This window comes from Acinetobacter wuhouensis, from assembly GCF_001696605.3.
Lineage (GTDB): Bacteria > Pseudomonadota > Gammaproteobacteria > Pseudomonadales > Moraxellaceae > Acinetobacter > Acinetobacter wuhouensis.
This window is the reverse complement of sequence record NZ_CP031716.1, coordinates 2,623,491-2,645,554: the sequence shown is the minus strand read 5'-3', so window position 1 is coordinate 2,645,554 and position 22,064 is coordinate 2,623,491. Positions and strand designations below refer to the sequence as shown.

The following is a 22,064-nucleotide window of genomic DNA, read 5'->3' as shown; positions in this document are numbered from 1 at the left end:
TTTATGTTAAATGTATGTTTTTCGCCACGCTATTTTGCTCAAACGCATACCAATAGCATGGAAAAACTGCTTGCTGTTGCAGAGCAATTACAGCAATTTAATCAAAATAACGTGAAGAATTTTGAATTTCACGAACCAAAAATATTAGACCCTGAGATTTTAAAAGCATTACATTCTCCTAAATATGTCGAAGCTTTTATGACTGGTCAGCCCAATAAGCTTGCAACTTTTGCAGGGTTTAAACCGTGGAATGAGCAGTTACGTGATGCGGTTTTAGCCATTAATGCAGGGCAACTAATGGCAACAGAATTGGCTTTTGAACATGGGATTGCTGCAAATATTGCGCAAGGTTTTCATCATGCGCGACCTGAATACGGTGGTTCATTTTGTACTTTTAATGGTTTGGCTCTGATTGCACAGCAATATCCGAATAAACGAATTTTTATCTTAGATTGTGACCAACATGGCGGGGATGGTACCGCTGAATTTACCCGTAAGTATAATAATTTATATAATTTTAGTATTTATGGTCTGGCTTTTGGTTATCCAACTTATGAACGGGCTGAAAGTCGCCATGTACATACTAAGAATGGAAGTTTTGCGCAGTATCTGATGGCATTGCATGAAGCTTTTCAAAAGGCACATGAATGGCAAGCAGATATTATTATTTATCAAGCAGGTATGGATTGTCATCAAGCCGATCCTTATGGTTCAGCGTGGTTCACAACTGAATTGATCCAGAAACGCGATGAAATGGTCTTTAATATGGCAAAAAAAGCAGGGATTCCGATCATGTTTGTTTTGGCGGGAGGCTATCAAGACTTGGGTGACTTAACTGCTTTGCATACACAAACTTTTCATAGTGCGTATCAAGTGTATTATGGTGAATAGAAGTATTTTTAAAATGAATGTATTGTCGATAAAAAAGTGCCTCCTCTGTAAAGAGAAGGCACTTTAAATTGACCAATAAAAATATTAAGAAACAATAAGCTCTTCATTCACCAATGGAGTTTCTACGGTAAAGTTAGGCGGTGTGAGTACTGTTTTTCTTAACTCAGGTGAAAGCTCTGGATAGTCTAAGGTGTAATGTAGACCACGCGACTCTTTACGCTCCATTGCACAACGTACAATCATTTCAGAAACCATGACCAAATTACGCAATTCAATCAAGTTTTTACTGACATGATAGTCTTGGTAATATTCCGTAATTTCCTTTTTCAGCATCTCAATACGATGCAAGGCACGTTGTAGACGTTTGGTGGTACGAACAATTCCGACATAGTTCCACATGGTTTGACGTAATTCATCCCAGTTTTGCAGAATTACGACATCTTCATCTGGATTGGTCGATTGAGACGCATCCCATTCAGGGACAGTTGGAAGATTAAAAGCTTGTCCAAATTTTGCTTCAATATCTTTGGCTGCACTCATTCCATAGACAAAACATTCTAAAAGAGAGTTACTTGCCATACGGTTTGCACCATGTAAACCCGTATAAGACGTTTCGCCAATCGCATATAAGCCAGCAAGATCAGTTTGGCTATGCTCATCAACCACGACGCCACCACAAGTATAATGTGCTGCCGGAACAACAGGAATCATCTCTTTGGTAATGTCGATTCCGAGTTCCATTAAACGTGCATAAAGTGTGGGGAAATGCTCTTTAACAAATTCAGCAGGCTTATGTGTGATGTCTAACCAGACATGACGTATGCCTAAGCGCTTAATTTCATAGTCTATCGCACGTGCAACAATATCACGCGGGGCAAGTTCAGCACGCTCATCAAAACGGAGCATGAAGCGTTCATCATCAGGTAAACGTAAATATGCACCTTCGCCACGCATGGCTTCTGTGATTAAAAATGAACGCGCTTGCGGATGATATAAACAAGTTGGGTGGAATTGGTTAAATTCCATGTTCGCTACACGACAGCCTGCACGATATGCCATCGCGATCCCATCACCTGTGGCAATATCAGGATTAGAGGTATAAAGGTAAGCTTTCATTGCACCACCACAGGCGAGGGCAGTAAATGGTGCTAAGAATGTATGTACTGTTTCAGTTTTTTCATCTAAGGCATATAGACCGACAGCACGATTCTCTTGTTGGGTATGACCTAATTTATGTAAGGTAATGAGATCAACTGCGATGTAATTCTCAAAAATATGAATATTTTGCTTTTCTTGCGCTCTTTGAACCAGTGTGGTTGAAATCGCTTTACCTGTTGCATCTGCCGAATGAATGATACGGCGCTGAGAATGCCCACCTTCACGAGTAAGGTGCAATTGTTCATCTTCATCTAAAGTAAATTGCACACCGTGATTGAGCAGAAAGTCTACAGACGGGCGACCACCTTCAACTGTATGTTTCACTGCTTCTAATTCACATAATTGCGCACCTGCAATCATAGTGTCATCAATATGCTGTTGAATAGAATCTGTTTCATCGAGAACAGCAGCAACACCACCTTGAGCAAAATAGGTGCTCGCATCGGTCAGTGTCGATTTGGCTAAAACAGCAATATTAAAATGTTCAGGCAAGGATAAAGCTAAACTTAAACCAGCACCGCCACTACCCACAATAATCACATCAAATTGATGTGTTGTGTTTAAATTAGACATGTCCATCAGCTAATTTCAAAAAAGTCTGCTTATAACACTCTTTTTTTGAACAAATTACAATAGTTATACGTGTCAGATTTTAGTCTAAATACTAGATATAAGGACTTTTAAGAAATAATTAAGTAAAGTCTTGTTTTATAAAAAAATGAAAACATATTATTACGCAAAGACATCAAATAGTATGTTACAAACATTTTTAAGTAAAAACACAAGATGTAGGTTCGTGATAAATGAGTAATGGTCTAGTACAAAAGGGAATGTATGCAGCAGTCTTTACTGTCGCTGCGGCAACATCACAAGTTCAAGCTTCGACACCTGTTGATTTTTCAAACTTGGTAGAACAAGTCAGCCCTGCGGTTGTGAGTGTCAATGTTGTTAAAAAAATATCTCAGGAAGAATTGTTACAACAACAAGTTCCTGAAATTTTAAAACGTTTCTTTGGTAATCAGATCATTATTCCACAGCAACGTGCACCACAAGAAAAAACAGCGTACGGTAGTGCTTTTTTTATCAGTAAAGATGGTTACTTATTGACAAACCATCATGTGGTAGAAGATGCATCTAAAGTGACCATCATGCTCAACGATCGTCGTGAGATTGATGCGAAAGTCGTTGGTAGTGATGAACGTACCGATGTCGCATTATTAAAAGTTGAAGGCAATAATTTCCCATCATTGTCCGTTGGAAATATTGACCAGCTTAAAGTGGGGCAACCTGTACTCGCGATTGGTTCCCCGTTTGGTTTTGACTATTCAGCTTCAGCAGGGATTGTCAGTGCCAAGTCACGTAATATGATGGGTGAAACTTCAGTTCCATTTATCCAAACCGATGTGGCCTTGAACCCAGGTAACTCTGGTGGTCCATTGTTCAATCAACAAGGGCAAGTGGTCGGTGTGAACTCTCGTATTTTTAGTGGTACGGGTGGTTATATGGGCTTGTCATTCTCCATACCAATTGATGTGGCAATGGATGTCGTCGATCAACTGAAAAAGAATGGTAAAGTCACCCGTTCTTATCTGGGCGTAATGTTGCAAGATATTGATCGTAACTTAGCAGAAGCTTATAAACTAGATAAACCGGAAGGTTCATTGATTACCCAAGTTGCGCCTGATTCTCCTGCGGCAAAAGCAGGGTTTAGATCTGGTGATGTGATCATGAAATACAATGGTTCACCAATTTCTCGTACATCTGAATTGTTAAACTATCTGAATCGTACTCAACCAGGGCAATCAGTTCGTCTAGAAGTATTACGTGATGATAAGCCAAAAGTGATTTCTGCGACCTTAACCGTTGCTCCTGATGATACGCCTGCAAAAGAAGATGCGGTACAAAGTGCCACAAAGGCACGCAAAGGACCTGTATTAGGTGTTGCTATTCGCAACTTAACAGAGCAAGAGAAAACTAAATCTGGTGTCAAAGGTGGTGTACTCATTCAGGATGTTACACTAGGTGGTCTTGCTGCACAGTCTCGTATTCGAGCAGGTGATATTATTACTCAAGTGAATAATAAGAAAGTGGACACTGCCAACGATTTTGTCGAGGCAGTTGCTGACTTGCAAAAAAATACCGTCGCGCGTGTGGCGATTGTTCGTGAAGGACAACATGCGATGATTGGTTTACGTATTCAATAATAGAATTGATTTTGATGCGAATGAGCCACTCAAAGAGTGGCTTTTTTATGCAAAAATATCCGTGTATTCAAAATTGAAGATTAAATAGTTTTAAAAATTAAAGTATTTTTAAAAGATTATCAGGGTAAGGAAATGTCACATGAGTTCATTATTTGATTTAACCATTCAAGTTAAACCAGAACATATCGATGTTTTAGGTCATGTGAATAATGTGGTGTATATACAGTGGATGCAAGATGTTGCATCAGCACATATTGAACAATTAGGTGTAGGCTTAGAGCAATATCTTGAAATGAAGCATGCCATGGTGGCGATTGAACATCATGTGCAATATCGTAAAGCTGCGCTGATAGATGATGAAATCATTTTGCGCACTTGGTTATATGACATCAATGCTTTGTATTCATTCCGCCAATATGCCTTTTTTAATGCCAAAGACAAAAGTCTCTTATTTACAGGCAATACCAAGTGGGCATGTATAGAAATAGCCACTGGTCGTCCTAAACGTATGTCACCGACTTTTATTCAGGCGTATCAACCGATTGATGCTGAAGTAGATCCATTTGATTTAACAGGAAAATAATCATTTAAAAGTGTGGGTGAGGCATTGTGGATAATTTAAAAACATTAATGACTGAACGTCTAATTCTCAATGAAATTGAACAACATGATGCTGCCGCCTATTTTGAATTATTTACCAATGATTTGGTGATGAAATATTATGGAGATACCCAATTTACCAAGTTCAAACAAGCAGAGGACTGGATTACAAGGGTTTCTCAAAAATATCGAAATCATCTGGGGTATCGTTATGCGATTCGTTTAAAAACAGGTCAAGTTATTGGCAGTTTTGGGGTAAATCGTGTGCTTGAGGTTGAGGGTAAATATGGTGTTGTGATCGGATGTGAGCTGCATCCCGACTATTGGCAAAAAGGCTATATGTCGGAAGTTTTGCGTCGAATTTTAATGGAACTCAAAACCCAACCATTATTTGAAAAGAAAATCAGCTTTGTTGTTGCTGAAGTGTATGAGGGAAATGTAGGCTCGATGAATCTGCTTTTGAAGCATGGTTTTCAACAAGTTAAATCAAAAGTCGCTGAACAAATTCGTTTAAATTTAGAGATTAGTGCCCGACAGATTTTTAAACTAGATTTTGAATAGTGCGTATTATTTTTTCCGAGCTGAATCAGTCTTAAATTCTTTCAATATTCAGCACAATATAATCCTTTTCCTATAACGCCATTCTGCTATAATCCGTGCCAATTTCATAAACGCTTTTGCTATGTAGTTTTAATTTTCATACATAGCGCTATTCATTGTTCAAGGTAGCCCATGGCGCAAGCTAAAAAATCTGTTGATATTAAAAATATCCGAAACTTCTCGATCATCGCGCATATTGACCACGGAAAGTCGACACTTGCTGACCGTTTTATTCAAACGTGTGGTGGTTTGCAAGATCGTGAAATGCAAGCGCAAGTTCTCGATTCTATGGAATTGGAGCGTGAGCGTGGGATCACCATTAAAGCAACTTCGGTGACCTTGTACTATACTCATCCAAATGGTCAAGAGTATCAATTGAACTTTATTGACACCCCAGGACACGTGGACTTTTCGTATGAAGTGTCACGTTCTCTAGCGGCGTGTGAAGGTGCATTATTGGTCGTGGATGCTGCGCAAGGTGTAGAAGCACAGTCTGTTGCAAACTGCTATACCGCGATTGAGCAAGGTTTAGAAGTTCTTCCAGTTTTAAATAAAATTGATTTACCCCAGGCAGAACCTGAGCGTGTGATTCAAGAGATTGAAGACATCATCGGAATTGAAGCAACTGAAGCACCGACTTGTTCTGCGAAAACAGGTTTAGGTATTGAAGGTGTTTTAGAAACATTGGTCAATGTGATTCCTGCACCAGAAGGTGATCGTGATGCACCATTACAAGCGTTGATTGTTGACTCTTGGTTCGATAACTACTTAGGCGTTGTGTCTTTAGTCCGTGTGAAACAAGGTCGCGTGAAAAAAGGCGACAAGATGTTGATGAAATCAACAGGCCAAACGCACATCATTACTTCTGTCGGTATTTTTAATCCAAAACACACTGAAACAGGTATTTTGGAAGCTGGTGAAGTTGGCTTTGTGATTGCTGGAATCAAAGACATTTTTGGTGCGCCAGTCGGGGATACGATTACCCTAGCAACAACACCAGAAGTTGCTACTTTACCTGGTTTTAAAAAGGTTAAACCTCAAGTTTACGCAGGTTTGTTCCCGATCGATGCTAGTGATTTTGAACCGTTCCGTGAAGCTTTGCACAAACTACAAATTAACGACTCTGCATTATTTTTTGAACCTGAAAGCTCAGATGCTTTAGGTTTTGGTTTCCGTTGTGGCTTCTTAGGAATGCTACACATGGAAATCGTACAAGAGCGTTTAGAGCGTGAGTACGATTTAGACCTGATCAGTTCTGCACCGACCGTAATCTATGAAGCATTGATGAAAAATGGCGATACTAAATACATCGACAGCCCGTCAAAAATGCCAGATGGTTCAACAGTTGAAGATTTACGTGAACCGATTGCAGAATGTCATATTCTCGTGCCTCAAGACTACTTGGGTAATGTCATGACTTTATGTGTTGAGCGCCGTGGTGTGCAAAAAGACATGAAATTTATGGCAAACCAAGTGTCAATTACCTTTGAAATCCCAATGGCTGAAGTGGTGATGGATTTCTTTGATAAATTAAAGTCTTGTTCGCGCGGTTTTGCATCACTCGATTACAATTTTGTACGCTTTGAGTCTTCATCTTTGGTTAAGGTGGACGTGTTAATTAATGGTGATAAGGTTGATGCCTTAGCCATGATTTGCCATCGTCAAGATGCTCGTCATCGTGGTATTGCATTGGTAGAAAAAATGAAAGACTTGATTCCTCGTCAAATGTTTGATGTGGCAATTCAGGCTGCCATTGGTGCACAGATTATTGCACGTTCTACAGTGAAAGCGATGCGTAAAAACGTATTGGCGAAGTGTTATGGTGGTGACGTTTCACGTAAGAAGAAACTGTTATCTAAACAGAAAGAAGGTAAGAAACGTATGAAGCAAGTGGGAAGTGTTGAAATTCCACAAGAAGCGTTCCTTGCTGTGTTAAAAGTAGACAGATAAAAACTAGAGGTCTGATTGCTCATGGATTTTGATTTTAATTTAATTCTCGTACCTGCGACGCTTATCTTTTTCGGCTTATGGTTGCTGGATAAGTTTGTTTTGAAGCAACGTGCAACAAAAGGTAAGGGGAATGAAAATTTTATCATTTCATGGGCTTACGACTTCTGGCCAGTGCTTGCAGTGGTTTTAGTGCTGCGTTCATTCTTTTTTGAACCGTTTAATATTCCGTCTGACTCTATGGTTCCAACCTTAGAAACAGGTGATTATATTTTGGTCAATAAATACCAATATGGCGTTCGTTTACCGATTACCAATACCAAGATTATCGATGTTGGTGAGCCACAGCGTGGTGATGTTGCCGTTTTCCGTTATCCTGAAAATCCGAAAATCAGCTATATCAAACGTATTATTGGTTTACCAGGCGATCATATTGAATTTAATAATGGTCAATTGATCATCAATGGTAAAAATGTCGAGCAGATTCCGACTGAGTTCAGTCGTGAAAAAGATATTTTGGATACGCCAAAGTCGATCTATTACTATGAAAAAATGGGTGAACATAAGCATTTAGTTCGCCTACTTGAAGGTCAAAATACACTGGTTACAGCATTTAACTATGCGCAGAAAAAACAAGACCTTCCGTATGTTGCTACTGCTAACGATCGCTTTGTCAAAACCAATGGGCAAAGTTGGGAAGTGACCGTACCAAAAGGTCAATATTTTGCGATGGGTGATAACCGTGACCAAAGTGCGGACAGTCGTTTTTGGGGCTTTGTACCTGAAGAAAACTTAACAGGTCATGCAATCTATGTGTGGATGCACAAAGAACCAGGTCTGAAAGTTCCATCATTTAGCCGTAATGGTGCAATTAACTAAGAGCACAATGTCCAAGTTTAAAATAAAGATCAATTTTTATTGATCTTTATTTTTATCTACTAAAACCCCAGTTTTTGTCACTTTGTAAGAAAAAACACGATAACAAATAATTACAACTAGTAAGTTGCATGAATTTTAAGGATAATAAGCATCTTAGATTTTTTGATAAATTTATAAATTTAATTGTTCAAAAGTCTATACCTTATTGAAGGTTGTGAAACAGTCTGAATCAATCCAATTGATCATTCCACGTCATTATTTTCAATTGGAATTAAGGATTATTCTTTTACCTGTTGGATATAAAAAATGCGTAAAAATCAACAAGGCGCTTCATATATTGGAATTTTAGTGGGGATAATTGCTGCAGCATTTCTATTGAAGATCATAGTTGCTGTATGGCCATTATATTGGGATGATAATGCGATCAATAAGCAAATTGCTGAATTGGTATCAAACAGCCCAAATGATATTACACCAACACAGTTTAGTTCCAAGATGGGACAAAAGTTTGATATGAATAATATTCGAGATGTTAAATTCGAGGATATTGCGAAAGTATCAACAAAAGATGGTTTACAAGTGACTAAGAAATATGAAGTGCGAAAGCCTTTCATGCTGAATATTGATTTAGTCCTCACATTCGAGAAGAGTTTTGATAAAAGGTCAGTTGAAAGTAAGTGATCCTCGCTTACAAAGCAGAATTGGTTATCAGTTTAAACAATACGAGTTATTACAGCTCGCGCTGACACACCGCTCGGTGAGTCACAAATACAATTATGAACGCCTAGAGTTTCTAGGCGATTCATTGCTTGGGATGATTATTGCGAATTATCTCTATCATGAATACCCTCAGGAAAACGAAGGTCGCTTAACGCGTATGCGTGCAACTTTGGTGCGTCAAGAAGCCTTGGGTAAAATTGCCAATGATTTAAACCTTAGTAAAAGTTTAATTCTCAGTACAGGTGAATTGAAATCTGGCGGTCATCATCGTGAGTCAATATTGGCAGATACGGTTGAATCAATTATTGGTGCGATTTATACCGATAGTCAGGACTTACCATTATTGCGTTCAATCGTGCTGAAGTGGTATGAACCTTACCTTGAAAATATTGAGCCAACGGATCAATTGAAAGATCCAAAATCTCGCTTGCAAGAATATCTACAAGCTCATAAAAAACATTTGCCGATTTATGAGGTTGTAGATATTCAGGGTGATGCACCGAATCAACATTTTAAAGTAGAATGTACCGTAGATGGCTTACCTAAAATGATGGGTGAGGGATCGAGCCGTCGCTTTGCAGAACAGGCAGTTGCGGCGGATTTTTTAAAGCTATTGGAGCAGTAAACTGCATGAATACACATTCCGATCACAACGATGCTGATCACGAGCCGTCTGAAAACGGCAATGACTTAATTAACCAGTTTTTTAGTTCGCAAGGGACAGAAATTCCTGCGGATTATAAAAGTGGATTTGTGGCAATTGTAGGTCGCCCAAACGTGGGTAAATCGACTTTGATGAACCATATCTTGGGTCAAAAGTTATCGATTACTTCGCGTAAACCACAGACTACTCGCCATAAAATTGTCGGAATCGACAGCCGTGAGACATCACAAGCGGTATTTGTAGATACCCCAGGGATGCACAAGAAAGAAGTGCGTGCCATTAACAAAATGATGAATCGTGCAGCGCATTCTGCATTGCGTGATGTCAATTTGGTTTTATTTGTTTTAGATGCAGACAAATGGACTCAGAACGATGAGTTGGTATTGGAAAAGCTGAAAAATGCAGATATGCCAGTGATTCTTGTGATCAATAAAATTGATACACTGGAAAATAAAAACCATGCTTTGCCATTGATTCAAGAACGTGCAAAATTAATGAATTTCGCTGAAATTGTTCCTGTATCTGCGCTACGTGGTGCAAATTTAGATCATTTGCGTAATACCATTGAAAAATATCTTCCATTCCAACCACCACTATATGCGCTAGAACAGTTAACAGACCGTTCTGAACGTTTCCTTGCGAGTGAAATCATTCGTGAGAAAATCATGCGCCAGTTAGGTGAAGAACTTCCTTATGATTTAACGGTTCAAATTGAATCATTTAAAACGGAAGAGGCGACCATTAATGAAAAAACGGGTCGTCCTAAAGCAGCGTGTACTTATATCGATGCGACTATTTTTGTTGATCGCCCTGGACAAAAAGCCATCGTAATTGGTGAAAAAGGTGCTAAGCTGAAAAAAATCGGTATGGATGCACGTGTCGACATGGAAAAAATGTTCGAACAAAAGATCATGCTCACACTTTGGGTGAAAGTAAAAGGTGGTTGGTCTGATGATGAACGTGCACTGAAAAGTTTAGGTTATAGCGATATTTAATCGCTAAATTTTAAAGGAATAAAACTGTAATGATCAAAGTAATTGCTATCGTGACATGTATTTTCATGCTTCAAGGTTGTGTACATAAACTCGTTACAGTTCCTGTAAAAGTTGCCTATAAAACTACGAAAGGGGTTGTCAAAGGGACAGCCGCTGTCGTAGGTGCAGTCATCCCAGATGGTGATGACGAAGATGAAGAAAAAGATAATAAAAAAGATTGATTATGATGAATCATCATTTCAGTGTGAGTGAAACACTGATTTATGCGTAATGAAGTTTTACATGGTTATTTAATTCATCATCGTAAGTACAGAGAACGTAGTCATATCGTCCACTTGTTTACGCAAGAGCATGGGCGTGTCGATGGTATTCTCCGTCAAACACCACCCCCTCAATATCAACCCATTACATTAACGGCTTCAGGTAAATCTGAGCTTAAAAATTTTTCTAAACTGGAAATACTTAATCAACCTGTATTCTTTTATGGTGATGCGTTTTTTTCAGGTTTTTATTTAAATGAGATTATTCTTCGCTTATGTCCGCTTGAGCAGGAAATGCCTGAGACTTTTGAGCAATATCATTTAACTTTACAACATTTACAAAAATTAGCTGATCATTCACAAGCGGATTTATTTTTAAGACAAATTTTACGTCAGTTTGAACATGCATTATTAGAAGAATTGGGTTATCCCTTAGATTATGCGCATGATTCAAATCAGCATGAAATTGTTGAAAATCAGCGTTATCAATTTCAGTTGTCTGATGGTTTTATTCCCGTTGCGCATAGCTCATCCGCGACATTGCTAGGACAGCAAATTCTCAGTATGGCAAATTATGAAAAGGGTATGGATTTTAGTTCAGAACAGTTACAATTATTAGCCAAGCTGTATCGACAGATGATCACATCGTTACTGGGTGATCGACCTTTGAAAAGTCGTCAACTTTGGATTCAAAATGCTCAATCTAAATCATTGAGTCGTTAATTTCATTTTAGTTTTTCATTTATTGTTCATTAGGAAAATGTTATGGCTGCATTGCTAGGTGTAAACATCGATCACGTTGCAACACTCAGACAAGCGCGTGGTACAACTTATCCTGATCCTGTGAAAGCCGCACTGGTTTGCGAACAAGCAGGGGCAGAGGGCATTACACTACATTTACGTGAAGATCGTCGTCATATCCAAGATGATGATGTGCGTCGTATGCGTCCTGTGTTGAAGACGAGAATGAATTTGGAAATTGCTGTGACTGATGAAATGGTTGCTTTTGCCAAAGAGATTCAACCGCATCATGTCTGTTTTGTGCCTGAAAAGCGCCAAGAAGTGACTACGGAAGGTGGTTTGGATGTGGTTGGTCATTTTGAGGATGTAAAAGCTGCTACTCAGGCACTTACTGCGATTGGCTGTGATGTATCGTTATTTATTGATCCTGATTTTGCTCAAATTGATGCTGCAATTGCATGTGGTGCACCAACGATTGAATTACACACAGGTGCTTATGCGGAAGCTTATGATGAAGATACGCATCACCATGAATTAGAGCGCATTATCAAAAGTGTTGAATATGCTGCTTCTAAAGGTTTAGTGGTGAATGCTGGGCATGGCTTGAACCTGAAAAATGTTGCAGAAATTGCGGCAATTCCACAAATTTATGAGTTGAATATTGGTCACTCGATTATTGCTGAAAGTGTCTTTGTTGGCTTAGAACAAGCTGTGAAAGATATGAAAGCTACGATTCAAGCAGCAAGTTAATTGTTTTTGTAAGTTGGTTTTTTAAAGTTAGTTATTTTTTGTTTTACCTTATTGAATATTGATCATGTCAAATTTGAATTATGATGAACTGATGCAACCAGTGATTGCTTTTTTAGGCTGTGAAACGCCAAAAGCTTGGTTGGATGAGGCATTGAACAATCTCCCATTACTCATGCAAGATCATGCAAACTGTGAAAAGAAAGCGGCAGGAACAGCCATGAATTTGATGTTCCGCTATAGTTTTTTTACCGATTTGCAAGTGAAGTTGGCGCAACTTGTTCGTGAAGAAATGTTGCATTATGAGCAAGTTTTAGAGTTTATGACCAAACGCGGTCAAGAGTGGCAGGGTTTAAGTGCAGGTCGTTACGCAGGTGGTTTGCGTAAGGAAATCCGTACTTATGAGCCTGAAGCTTTGATTGATATTTTAGTGATAGGTGCTTTTGTGGAAGCACGTTCGTGTGAGCGTTTTTATGCTTTAGCACCGATTGTTGATGAAGAGTTAGGGCGTTATTATCGTTATTTGTTGAAGTCTGAATCTCGTCATTATGAAGATTATTTGACTTTGGCTTTGGATGTTGCCAAAACTGCGAAGTTGAAAGATCCTGAAGAGGATATTCAACAACGGATTGAGTTGATTCGTGAAGTGGAAAAAGAATTAATTTTAAGTCCAGATAAGTTATTCCGCTTTCATAGTGGTGTACCGATGAAAGCTGTTGCTTGATGTTTTAAATGTTTAAAGAGAGGGAAGTGGTGACACTTCCTTTTTTTGTTTTGACAAAGCCAAGTTTTTACCCCAATATTTTAAGCACTCTTTAACAGCTTATATAAATCAATAACTTGCAAGTTGAATAAAAAACTTGGGTATTTTGCATATTTTTGAAATAACTCTATGTTTTTATTTTGTTTGTGGTTAGAGTTTTACTGTTCACTGCCATGTAGGCAGCTTAGAAATGCCAACCATCCCTATAAAACACTTATTCCAAGTTCACTGCCATGTAGGCAGCTTAGAAAATGTCAGATCGAGTGTTTTTGCTACATCATTCGTTCACTGCCATGTAGGCAGCTTAGAAATGCATCAAAATGAGCATCAAAAACATCTTGGGGTTCACTGCCATGTAGGCAGCTTAGAAATCGTATATCCGTTGCGCCTATGATGGATTGGCAGTTCACTGCCATGTAGGCAGCTTAGAAAAACGACTTTCAGATAAAAACAACCATCAGGATGTTCACTGCCATGTAGGCAGCTTAGAAAATCTTAACTGGATCACTTTGCGTGCCAGTAACGTTCACTGCCATGTAGGCAGCTTAGAAATTAATGACGACACAATTACAACTCCATCTGGCGTTCACTGCCATGTAGGCAGCTTAGAAACGATGGATAAGTCCGCATAACGGTGTTGCTGTGTTCACTGCCATGTAGGCAGCTTAGAAAATAGATTGGTCGCTGATCTTTGTCAATGTGGCGTTCACTGCCATGTAGGCAGCTTAGAAATTATCCCAAAATGATTTTTCATCTTTTTGATGGTTCACTGCCATGTAGGCAGCTTAGAAACTGTTTTGGGAAACCTATCAAGTAATTTTCGGGTTCACTGCCATGTAGGCAGCTTAGAAATTAAAACGCAATTCAGCGCATTCTATACATCAGTTCACTGCCATGTAGGCAGCTTAGAAATCAATTTAATTTAAAGAACTGATTTGATATTCGTTCACTGCCATGTAGGCAGCTTAGAAATGTTCGTATAAAGATTGACTTCAGTCTGACTTGTTCACTGCCATGTAGGCAGCTTAGAAATTAATGGTGGCTTTTTTATACGCAATTGATTAGTTCACTGCCATGTAGGCAGCTTAGAAACGCCGTGTTGCGGGCTTTTATCGTATGAAGAGGTTCACTGCCATGTAGGCAGCTTAGAAAGTAAGAATGAATGATAAAGAGCAAGAATTGCTGTTCACTGCCATGTAGGCAGCTTAGAAAGATATTTTGACTTATATCGGTTTACTTGTTGCGTTCACTGCCATGTAGGCAGCTTAGAAAGATATTTTGACTTATATCGGTTTACTTGTTGCGTTCACTGCCATGTAGGCAGCTTAGAAAGTTCGATAGCTTCGAGAACACTTTTATCGTCTGTTCACTGCCATGTAGGCAGCTTAGAAACCTAAAGTTCTATATCGGGTCTATATCTCGACGTTCACTGCCATGTAGGCAGCTTAGAAATGAATCAACTAAAGTAGGCATGTTTGATTTACGTTCACTGCCATGTAGGCAGCTTAGAAAGCTTGAAACTGGTTGCGGTTGCCACTCTAAATGTTCACTGCCATGTAGGCAGCTTAGAAAGATGGAACAATTAGTATAACAGTGCGAAAACCGTTCACTGCCATGTAGGCAGCTTAGAAAAGTGGAAAAATATTTAAGATTATTAAGTCCGAGTTCACTGCCATGTAGGCAGCTTAGAAAACAAGGGCAACATGACGCGGTGCGACTTTCAAGTTCACTGCCATGTAGGCAGCTTAGAAAAATGGGATGACGTGAATGTCGATGGGCTTACAGTTCACTGCCATGTAGGCAGCTTAGAAATAATGTACACATCGCTTCCTGATAGTGCGGAGGTTCACTGCCATGTAGGCAGCTTAGAAAGTGATTGTCACAGCATGCCAAGCAATTTCTATGTTCACTGCCATGTAGGCAGCTTAGAAAATGCGCCCAAGTTAAGAACATTCCATCGGGTGGTTCACTGCCATGTAGGCAGCTTAGAAAATGCGCCCAAGTTAAGAACATTCCATCGGGTGGTTCACTGCCATGTAGGCAGCTTAGAAAAGTAAGACTTCTATGCGTACAATAATCTGTAAGTTCACTGCCATGTAGGCAGCTTAGAAAACGTAATCTCATTAGTGCAGCAACACAAACAGGTTCACTGCCATGTAGGCAGCTTAGAAACGTGTCGATATTGCACATGATGACTTTGACGGGTTCACTGCCATGTAGGCAGCTTAGAAATTAGATGAATTTCATCATTTGTATAAGTTGCAGTTCACTGCCATGTAGGCAGCTTAGAAAATCGGAAAATGTCGTTTTAAAACTCGGAAAACGTTCACTGCCATGTAGGCAGCTTAGAAAAGTGGAAAAATATTTAAGATTATTAAGTCCGAGTTCACTGCCATGTAGGCAGCTTAGAAAAAAGGCATCAAAGCAATTCGCTTAGCGATGTAGTTCACTGCCATGTAGGCAGCTTAGAAATGTGTTGTTGATATTTATGAAGCACAGCAAATGTTCACTGCCATGTAGGCAGCTTAGAAAAGCAGGAATCTCTTTTTTAAAAGACTTAAGCAGTTCACTGCCATGTAGGCAGCTTAGAAATTTAACAGAAAGCCTTTTGGGCGATCTTGCAGTGTTCACTGCCATGTAGGCAGCTTAGAAAAAGGATATAAAGATCCAGTTGATGATTCTTTGGTTCACTGCCATGTAGGCAGCTTAGAAATTTAAGAGATAGTGAACTTGTGCATATTTTAATGTTCACTGCCATGTAGGCAGCTTAGAAACATAATCGCGAATATCACCATTAAACCAGTGGTGTTCACTGCCATGTAGGCAGCTTAGAAAATTTCTAAACGAGTAAACCAGACTTTCAGCAAGTTCACTGCCATGTAGGCAGCTTAGAAAAATGTAGACGTGAACATTGCGCCGCCATAGTGGTTCACTGCCATGTAGGCAGCTTAGAAATTGAGGCGGTCTTTCGCAGTATGTAGCACCGCGTTCACTGCCATGTAGGCAGCTTAGAAAATGGGGTGATATTCCCTCTCGTGAATATTTGGGTTCACTGCCATGTAGGCAGCTTAGAAATGTATTTGGCACAATGAGAGAGAAATAAACTGGTTCACTGCCATGTAGGCAGTTTAAAGTATTGATATAAAAAAAGCCCACTTCGTAATGAGTGGGCTTTTTAGTATTTGGCTCTCCAACCTGGGCTCGAACCAGGGACCTGCGGATTAACAGTCCGTCGCTCTACCGACTGAGCTATTGGAGAATCTGAATGCGATTATAAGGAGATTTAAAAAGGGGTCAAGCCTTAATTGTCATGTTGGCTTCATTTTTTAGTTATATGCTTTTAATTTGAGCAAAAAACTGAAAACTTTCAGAAAAAATAATTGAAAAGCTTGCAACAGCTAAATTTGCTTGTTAGATTAAATTCATAAAGTGAGTTTAAGCAATGCTTAAACCGTGTGGATTTAACCAACTTGCCAGCACTAAAATGGCTAAATAGGAGACAGCGAATGAATACGCTTACGATTTCTCAAATTTTTGAAAACCTCTCTTTTTATCAAGACAATTATTTGTCTATTCTACAAAACCCTGAACAATATTACCTAGAAGTTGAGCATGCTCATCTCGATGTTTGGCCATTTTCTGAAAAAAAATTATGCTTAGGTGACTTGCTACAATTGTGGTTCAGTGAAAAATGGCTGATTAATAAAAATTACCGTATATTATCAAATATCAATAAATACGAAAATGAAAAAGCACCGCAACGAGAACAAGATTTATATTTATTTCAACTCAGTGGCAGTACCTTGTCAGGTTCAAATCATGCACAAGTTTGGTCAGTTTCAGAACAAAAAATCATTTATGTTGCATTAGACAGCGTATTTAAATATTACTGTTACTTTGAATCAATCGAACGACCAGTAAAACAAATACTTGAACAATTAAATACGTATCAACGTGTCGGTTGAAAGAGGCACAATAGAAGCTTTTAAGTGATTAAAGTTGCTTAAAAGCTTCAATTGCACGGATTCGACTTTGTTTTAAATCTACAATCGGTTTTGGATAATTCAGCTCAATATTCAAATGTTTCGCATAAGGTTCATGAATAGATTTTGCATCTAAATGTGCCAATTCAGGAACCCATTGCCGAATATAATCACCTTGTGCATCAAATCTTTGTGATTGGCTAATAGGATTGAAAATACGGAAATAGGGAACGGAGTCTGTACCTGTTGACGCACACCATTGCCAACCGCCATTATTGGCTGCCAAATCTCCATCAATCAAATGTTGCATAAACCATTGTTCGCCCGAACGCCAATCAATCAGTAAATTCTTAGTGAGAAACATCGCAACAATCATCCGCACACGATTATGCATCCATCCTGTGTGTAAAAGCTGGCGCATGCCTGCATCGACAATCGGAATGCCTGTAAGTCCCATTTGCCAAGCTTTAAGGTCTTCAGGTGCATCACGCCATTGAAGTTTTTGAGTCATCTCTTTAAACGGTAAATGCTTTGAAACACGTGGAAAATCAAACAAAATATGTTGATAAAACTCTCGCCATAGCAGTTCATCTAACCACGTTTGTTGCCCAATATTGTCAATATGGAAATAACCTTGCTGATCGCGGAATAGGGCATTCAAGCATTGGCGAATTGAAAGTATCCCGATATTTAAATATGCAGAAAGCTGACTCGTCCCTTGAATATTTGGAAAGTCACGTTCAGCTTGATAATGTTGAACTTGGTCTGCAATAAATTGATCTAATAATTCATGAGCATATTTTTCACCAACTGGATAATGGGTATGTGGATGATCAACATCATCAAAACCAAGATCGCTTAATGTTGGAATATTCGAATGATTTGCTATTTCTAAATGGTCTAATTTTTCTAAGGCTATAGGTTGTTGAATTTCAGGTTCGGGATAGCAGTGTGGAATTGAAATACTGAACTGTTCATAACAATATTTCTTAAATGCACCAAACACTTGATAAGGTTGATTGGATTTATTACGAATCGAACCGATAGGGAAAATGCTTCGATCATGATGCAGAATCAGGTCTTTGTGATGTTGATTGAGTGCTTTTTGGATTTGAAAATCACGATTCAGTTCATTGATACCACATTCAACATTGGCATGTACATTTTCAATATTTAAATCATAACAAAGTTTGAGAATCTCTTGGGTAAGGTCTTTCCATAAAGGAATAATTTTGATGATCAGCGGAATATTGAGTGATTCAAGACTGTGTTTAAGCTGTTCAATTTGACGTAAATATAAGTCGATTTTAATCGGAGCATCATGATGAATTCTCCATTGTTCAGGCGAAAAAATAATGAGGGCAGTGGTGTGTCCAGACTGGGTTACATGCCAAAGTGCAGCATGATCTTGGATACGTAAGTCTTGGCGAAACCAAATGAGTTGTCGTTGCATCATTACTCTTTATACTCGTCCGTACTTTAATCTTATATTTTCATCCATAAAAAAGGCAAAGTAAAAACTTTGCCTTTTGATCAGATCGGTCAGATCTTAGTGGTGATGACCACCTGCACTGTGTACATGACCGTGTTCTAATTCTTCTGGAGAAGCATCGCGTACTTCAACGATTTCAACTTCAAAAGTAAGGTCTTGACCTGCCAATGGGAAGTTAGCATCAACGATTACGTTTTCGCCTTCGATCGCTTTAACTGTTACGATTTGAACACCGTCATCAGTTTGAGCTTGGAACTGCATGCCCGCTTCGATGTTTTCAACACCTTGGAACATTTGCGCTGGAACTTCTTGAACAAGGTCAGGGTTATATTCGCCATAACCTTCAGCAGCTGGAATCGTTACTGTAAATTTGTCACCTACAGTTTTACCTTCTAAAGCTTTTTCTAAACCAGGGATGATGTTACCTGCGCCGTGTAAATAAGCAAGTGGTTCACCTTGTGATTTGTCTAGAGTTTCGCCCTCTGCGTTAGTCAACGTATAGTGGAAAGAAACCACGTTGTTATTTGCAATAGCAGTCATGTTATTGATCCATTCGGTAATCGAAAAATTTTAAGCTTACATCATAAAGTGAAATGCAATTTTTGTAGACTAAAATTACTAAAAAATTGCATTTTCAGCTGTATTTTGAGCGTTTTATCATTAATAAGGGCGAAATGTTAAATTTCAATGCAATTTAATTTTTGGCGCAATTTTTCGTGTAACAAAATCTTTAGCCGTCAATAAACCTGCATGGGCATAGCCATAAATGGTCGCTTGGTGAATACGATACAATGAAACGTACATCGACTTTGCCACAAAGCCTTGAACATTGACTTGTCCCAGTAATTCACCCACAGCTTTATTTTCACTGAGCGAAACCAATGAACCTTTGTCTGAAAACTGGAACATTGGTTGTGGGCGACCTTTTAAGCGAGCACTCATCGCATCAACAAGAAAAGCTGCTTGTTGGCTTGCGACTTGCGCACGTGGACCAAGCGGGGCTTCACGAGCATCTAAAATACAATGTGCACAGTCACCAAAAGCAAAGATGTTTGGATCAGCCTGAGTTTGAAGCGTTGCAAAGACTTTGATTCGTCCCATACGGTCTTTTTCAAAACCTTCTAAATCTGCAATGACTTTTGGTGTTTTAATTCCAGCCGCCCAAACTTTGAGCTGTGCATCGACAGAAGTACCATCATTGAAATAAACTTTATCTGCATCGACTTTTTCAACACGCTTTGATGTAAGGACATCAATTTTCATACGTTTCAACTGATGTGTTGCATGTTCAGCAATTTTATCAGAGAGAGCAGGTAAAATTCGTTCTGCGCCTTCAATGAGTGTGATTTTGACATTGTTTGGATTAATTTTATTTAATCCATATTTATAAAAATTTTGCTTGGCTTGAACCAATTCCGCAGAAAGTTCAACACCAGTTGCACCTGCGCCAATAATGGCGATTTGCAATTCACGGTCGATATTTTTATTTTGCGCATCTAAATACAAATGCAGTAAATCTTGTTGGAAAATTTCAGCTTGTTGGCGACTGTCTAGATAATGACAAAACTCTTTTACACCTGAGGTATTGAAGTCATTGGAAATCGAACCGACAGCAAGAATTAAAGTGTCATAACTGAGTTCAATTGAGTCTTGATTTGAGTCGTATTTCCCCGACTGTGTTTTACTGAGAACGATGGTTTTGTTTTCACGATTGAGTTGTTCAAAGCGACCTAAAACAAATTCGTAATGATGTTTTGCCGCATGTGCATAATAATTGGTTTCTTCATCACTCGGGTTCATTGTGCCTGCTGCAATTTCATGCAATAAGGGCTTCCAAATGTGAGTAAGCTTTTGATCGACCAAAGTAATTTTTGCTTTTTTACTTTTCCCGAGCGTATCACCGAGTTGTGTGACCAACTCCAATCCACCTGCGCCACCACCAACGATCACGATATGATGAAGATTTGACATAGAAAAAACCTAATAGTAGTTATAAAAATAGAGGATGGTTTAATATGCCATCCTCATTTGTATTTTCGGTTTTTTTTGTAATACAAGTTACATAATTACAATAAATCTAACTGTTTTAGTTGGTTTTATCTGAAGTTGATTCACTATTTAAAAAATGAGCTTAACCATTCCAGTAAACGCTCAAACCATGAAGCCTGTTCAATATGAACTTCATCTTCAATATCAAAGCTTTGAATCAATTGATTGTCTTGATATACATTCACTTTAGCCAGATGCATAATTTTTTCTAAAGGTGCTGTAAGTGCTGTTTCATTCAGTTGAACATTCAAGTGAGTTTGTGTGGTTGTCAGTGGTTCAACAGCAGTCAAAGTTCCATTTAGGTCAGTCTTCATCACACGACTATTCACCACATCAAACGTCATCAAATCAATTGGTGTAGGATCGTTATATAATGATGTAGTCACTAACTGTGGCTTCTTCGCTTCTACTTTAAACATTTTCAACGTTGATTTAATCACAGGAAGTTTTGCGATTAATTGCTTGTCTTTAATCGCAACTTCATCACGGGTATAGGCATAACCTAAGTTTAAAAGTTTATGTGCGATTTCAGCACGTTTGATAGCATTTTTTGCACCCATGACCACCACGATTAAACGACGATCGGGTGATTCCTCTACACCAGAAGGTCTGTGTGCAGTTAAGGCTAAGTTGTATCCAGCGGCTTTGGTAAAACCTGTTTTTAAACCGTCGACACTAGGGTCAGACTTTAAAACTAAATTGGTCGCGTGATGAAAACGTTGGTTATAGCTAAAACTAGGCATCACTGAATAATGCATATATTCAGGTGTTTGCATAGTAACAGCTTGCCCAAGAAGAGCCATATCATGCGCAGATGAGAAATGGTCTGGCATGGTGATACCAGGTGAATTGGCAAAGTGAGTGTCTTTCATCCCCAAAGCTTGTGCTTCTTTGTTCATACGTGCGACAAAGGTAGGGACATCACCTGAAATGCGTTCTGCCAATGTCACCGCTGCATCATTGGCAGACATGACAATCAAACCTGCTAGCAATTGATCAATTGAAATCTGTTCACCTTGTTTAAGATACATTTGGGATTCATCCCATTGCACCATTTGCACAACAGGTGTTGCGGTAATAATCTCTTCTTTTTTAAGATGTCCCGCTTTTATTTCTTTTAAAGCGATATAAGCGACCATCATCTTGGTCATTGAAGCGGGAGCACGTTGGACATGACTATTATATTCTGCAATGGTTTGACCCGTTTGCGTATCTAATATGGTCCAAGCTTCAGCTTCAACAGATTGCGGATTAATATTTAGTAGAGCAGCATTGACAAGCGTGGAACAGACTAAGCCCACAACCGCAACGAAAGACGCGAATATTTTCAACAGATTTACCTTTTTAGCCAATCCTATGGCAAGAGTGCAC

At 38.9% G+C, this 22,064-nt stretch carries 19 protein-coding genes, 1 tRNA gene and 1 CRISPR repeat array; of the genes, 14 read left to right on the top strand and 6 right to left on the bottom strand.

What is annotated here, in order from left to right:
- Window positions 1-3: 3 nt before the first annotated feature.
- Window positions 4-891, top strand: coding sequence for an arginase family protein (locus BEN71_RS13300; protein ID WP_068974742.1), 888 nt, complete (start codon window positions 4-6; stop codon window positions 889-891).
- A gap of 84 nt (window positions 892-975) precedes the next feature.
- Here the strand turns inward: BEN71_RS13300 and nadB are convergent, their stop codons facing one another.
- Window positions 976-2,628, bottom strand: coding sequence for an L-aspartate oxidase (gene nadB, locus BEN71_RS13295; RefSeq protein WP_068974741.1), 1,653 nt, complete (start codon window positions 2,626-2,628; stop codon window positions 976-978).
- A 224-nt stretch (window positions 2,629-2,852) separates the two neighbouring features.
- Between nadB and BEN71_RS13290 the strand changes: the two genes are divergently transcribed.
- The 12 genes from BEN71_RS13290 (at window position 2,853) to miaE (ending at window position 13,130) form a co-directional block, all read left to right on the top strand.
- A complete protein-coding gene (locus BEN71_RS13290; RefSeq protein WP_068974740.1) occupies window positions 2,853-4,253 on the top strand; it encodes a Do family serine endopeptidase in 1,401 nt (466 codons plus the stop codon).
- 139 nt (window positions 4,254-4,392) lie between these two features.
- Window positions 4,393-4,836, top strand: coding sequence for an acyl-CoA thioesterase (locus BEN71_RS13285; protein WP_068974739.1), 444 nt, complete (start codon window positions 4,393-4,395; stop codon window positions 4,834-4,836).
- Between the two features lie 26 nt (window positions 4,837-4,862).
- Entirely contained in the window at window positions 4,863-5,414 is a 552-nt protein-coding gene (locus tag BEN71_RS13280; RefSeq protein WP_086322787.1) for a GNAT family N-acetyltransferase, read from the top strand.
- Between the two features lie 171 nt (window positions 5,415-5,585).
- Window positions 5,586-7,403 (top strand): translation elongation factor 4, encoded by a 1,818-nt coding sequence (gene lepA, locus BEN71_RS13275; RefSeq protein WP_068974738.1) that lies wholly within the window; start codon window positions 5,586-5,588, stop codon window positions 7,401-7,403.
- Between the two features lie 21 nt (window positions 7,404-7,424).
- On the top strand, window positions 7,425-8,279 hold the full coding sequence (gene lepB / locus BEN71_RS13270; RefSeq protein ID WP_068974737.1) for a signal peptidase I: 855 nt from the start codon (window positions 7,425-7,427) through the stop codon (window positions 8,277-8,279).
- A 306-nt stretch (window positions 8,280-8,585) separates the two neighbouring features.
- Window positions 8,586-8,960 (top strand): DUF4845 domain-containing protein, encoded by a 375-nt coding sequence (locus tag BEN71_RS13265; RefSeq protein WP_068974736.1) that lies wholly within the window; start codon window positions 8,586-8,588, stop codon window positions 8,958-8,960.
- On the top strand, window positions 8,932-9,624 hold the full coding sequence (gene rnc, locus BEN71_RS13260; protein ID WP_068974735.1) for a ribonuclease III: 693 nt from the start codon (window positions 8,932-8,934) through the stop codon (window positions 9,622-9,624). Before BEN71_RS13265 ends, rnc begins: the two co-directional genes overlap by 29 nt.
- 5 nt (window positions 9,625-9,629) lie before the next feature.
- A complete protein-coding gene (gene era / locus BEN71_RS13255; RefSeq protein ID WP_068974734.1) occupies window positions 9,630-10,658 on the top strand; it encodes a GTPase Era in 1,029 nt (342 codons plus the stop codon).
- A 29-nt stretch (window positions 10,659-10,687) separates the two neighbouring features.
- Entirely contained in the window at window positions 10,688-10,879 is a 192-nt protein-coding gene (locus tag BEN71_RS13250) for an NF038104 family lipoprotein (protein ID WP_068974733.1), read from the top strand.
- Between the two features lie 42 nt (window positions 10,880-10,921).
- The gene (gene recO, locus BEN71_RS13245) at window positions 10,922-11,641 is read left to right on the top strand and encodes a DNA repair protein RecO (RefSeq protein WP_068974732.1); all 720 of its coding nucleotides are present in this window, start codon (window positions 10,922-10,924) and stop codon (window positions 11,639-11,641) included.
- 42 nt (window positions 11,642-11,683) lie between these two features.
- Window positions 11,684-12,409: a pyridoxine 5'-phosphate synthase gene (gene pdxJ, locus BEN71_RS13240; protein ID WP_068974731.1), complete on the top strand. Its 726-nt coding sequence runs from the start codon at window positions 11,684-11,686 to the stop codon at window positions 12,407-12,409.
- A 64-nt stretch (window positions 12,410-12,473) separates the two neighbouring features.
- Complete coding sequence (gene miaE / locus BEN71_RS13235; RefSeq protein ID WP_068974730.1) at window positions 12,474-13,130, top strand: tRNA-(ms[2]io[6]A)-hydroxylase; 657 nt, start codon at window positions 12,474-12,476, stop codon at window positions 13,128-13,130.
- Window positions 13,131-13,332: 202 nt separating this feature from the next.
- Window positions 13,333-16,304: a CRISPR direct-repeat array (repeat unit 28 nt; unit sequence GTTCACTGCCATGTAGGCAGCTTAGAAA).
- Between the two features lie 48 nt (window positions 16,305-16,352).
- On the opposite strand, the gene BEN71_RS13230 is transcribed toward miaE, so the two are convergent.
- Window positions 16,353-16,428: transfer RNA gene (locus BEN71_RS13230), tRNA-Asn, on the bottom strand.
- A gap of 247 nt (window positions 16,429-16,675) precedes the next feature.
- On the opposite strand from BEN71_RS13230, the gene BEN71_RS13225 reads away from it, so the two are divergent.
- Complete coding sequence (locus BEN71_RS13225; protein WP_068975430.1) at window positions 16,676-17,134, top strand: hypothetical protein; 459 nt, start codon at window positions 16,676-16,678, stop codon at window positions 17,132-17,134.
- Window positions 17,135-17,162: 28 nt separating this feature from the next.
- Here the strand turns inward: BEN71_RS13225 and BEN71_RS13220 are convergent, their stop codons facing one another.
- The 4 genes from BEN71_RS13220 to BEN71_RS13205 all read right to left on the bottom strand — a co-directional run bounded on the left by BEN71_RS13220 (window position 17,163) and on the right by BEN71_RS13205 (window position 22,024).
- Window positions 17,163-18,605 carry a cryptochrome/photolyase family protein gene (locus tag BEN71_RS13220; protein ID WP_068975429.1) on the bottom strand — a complete coding sequence of 481 codons (1,443 nt, stop codon included), beginning with the start codon at window positions 18,603-18,605 and terminating at the stop codon, window positions 17,163-17,165.
- Window positions 18,606-18,701: 96 nt separating this feature from the next.
- Complete coding sequence (locus tag BEN71_RS13215) at window positions 18,702-19,184, bottom strand: FKBP-type peptidyl-prolyl cis-trans isomerase (protein ID WP_068975428.1); 483 nt, start codon at window positions 19,182-19,184, stop codon at window positions 18,702-18,704.
- A gap of 144 nt (window positions 19,185-19,328) precedes the next feature.
- The gene (locus tag BEN71_RS13210) at window positions 19,329-20,615 is read right to left on the bottom strand and encodes an NAD(P)/FAD-dependent oxidoreductase (RefSeq protein ID WP_068975427.1); all 1,287 of its coding nucleotides are present in this window, start codon (window positions 20,613-20,615) and stop codon (window positions 19,329-19,331) included.
- Between the two features lie 143 nt (window positions 20,616-20,758).
- Window positions 20,759-22,024 carry a D-alanyl-D-alanine carboxypeptidase PBP6B gene (locus tag BEN71_RS13205; RefSeq protein ID WP_068975426.1) on the bottom strand — a complete coding sequence of 422 codons (1,266 nt, stop codon included), beginning with the start codon at window positions 22,022-22,024 and terminating at the stop codon, window positions 20,759-20,761.
- Between the last annotated feature and the right edge of the window lie 40 nt (window positions 22,025-22,064).

Coding starts and splice junctions, on each gene's coding strand:
- BEN71_RS13300 (WP_068974742.1), top strand. CDS start 4: ATGTTAAATGTATGTTTTTCGCCACGCTATTTTGCTCAAACGCATACC.
- nadB (WP_068974741.1), bottom strand. CDS start 2,628: ATGGACATGTCTAATTTAAACACAACACATCAATTTGATGTGATTATT.
- BEN71_RS13290 (WP_068974740.1), top strand. CDS start 2,853: ATGAGTAATGGTCTAGTACAAAAGGGAATGTATGCAGCAGTCTTTACT.
- BEN71_RS13285 (WP_068974739.1), top strand. CDS start 4,393: ATGAGTTCATTATTTGATTTAACCATTCAAGTTAAACCAGAACATATC.
- lepA (WP_068974738.1), top strand. CDS start 5,586: ATGGCGCAAGCTAAAAAATCTGTTGATATTAAAAATATCCGAAACTTC.
- lepB (WP_068974737.1), top strand. CDS start 7,425: ATGGATTTTGATTTTAATTTAATTCTCGTACCTGCGACGCTTATCTTT.
- BEN71_RS13265 (WP_068974736.1), top strand. CDS start 8,586: ATGCGTAAAAATCAACAAGGCGCTTCATATATTGGAATTTTAGTGGGG.
- era (WP_068974734.1), top strand. CDS start 9,630: ATGAATACACATTCCGATCACAACGATGCTGATCACGAGCCGTCTGAA.
- BEN71_RS13250 (WP_068974733.1), top strand. CDS start 10,688: ATGATCAAAGTAATTGCTATCGTGACATGTATTTTCATGCTTCAAGGT.
- recO (WP_068974732.1), top strand. CDS start 10,922: ATGCGTAATGAAGTTTTACATGGTTATTTAATTCATCATCGTAAGTAC.
- pdxJ (WP_068974731.1), top strand. CDS start 11,684: ATGGCTGCATTGCTAGGTGTAAACATCGATCACGTTGCAACACTCAGA.
- miaE (WP_068974730.1), top strand. CDS start 12,474: ATGTCAAATTTGAATTATGATGAACTGATGCAACCAGTGATTGCTTTT.
- BEN71_RS13225 (WP_068975430.1), top strand. CDS start 16,676: ATGAATACGCTTACGATTTCTCAAATTTTTGAAAACCTCTCTTTTTAT.
- BEN71_RS13220 (WP_068975429.1), bottom strand. CDS start 18,605: ATGCAACGACAACTCATTTGGTTTCGCCAAGACTTACGTATCCAAGAT.
- BEN71_RS13215 (WP_068975428.1), bottom strand. CDS start 19,184: ATGACTGCTATTGCAAATAACAACGTGGTTTCTTTCCACTATACGTTG.
- BEN71_RS13210 (WP_068975427.1), bottom strand. CDS start 20,615: ATGTCAAATCTTCATCATATCGTGATCGTTGGTGGTGGCGCAGGTGGA.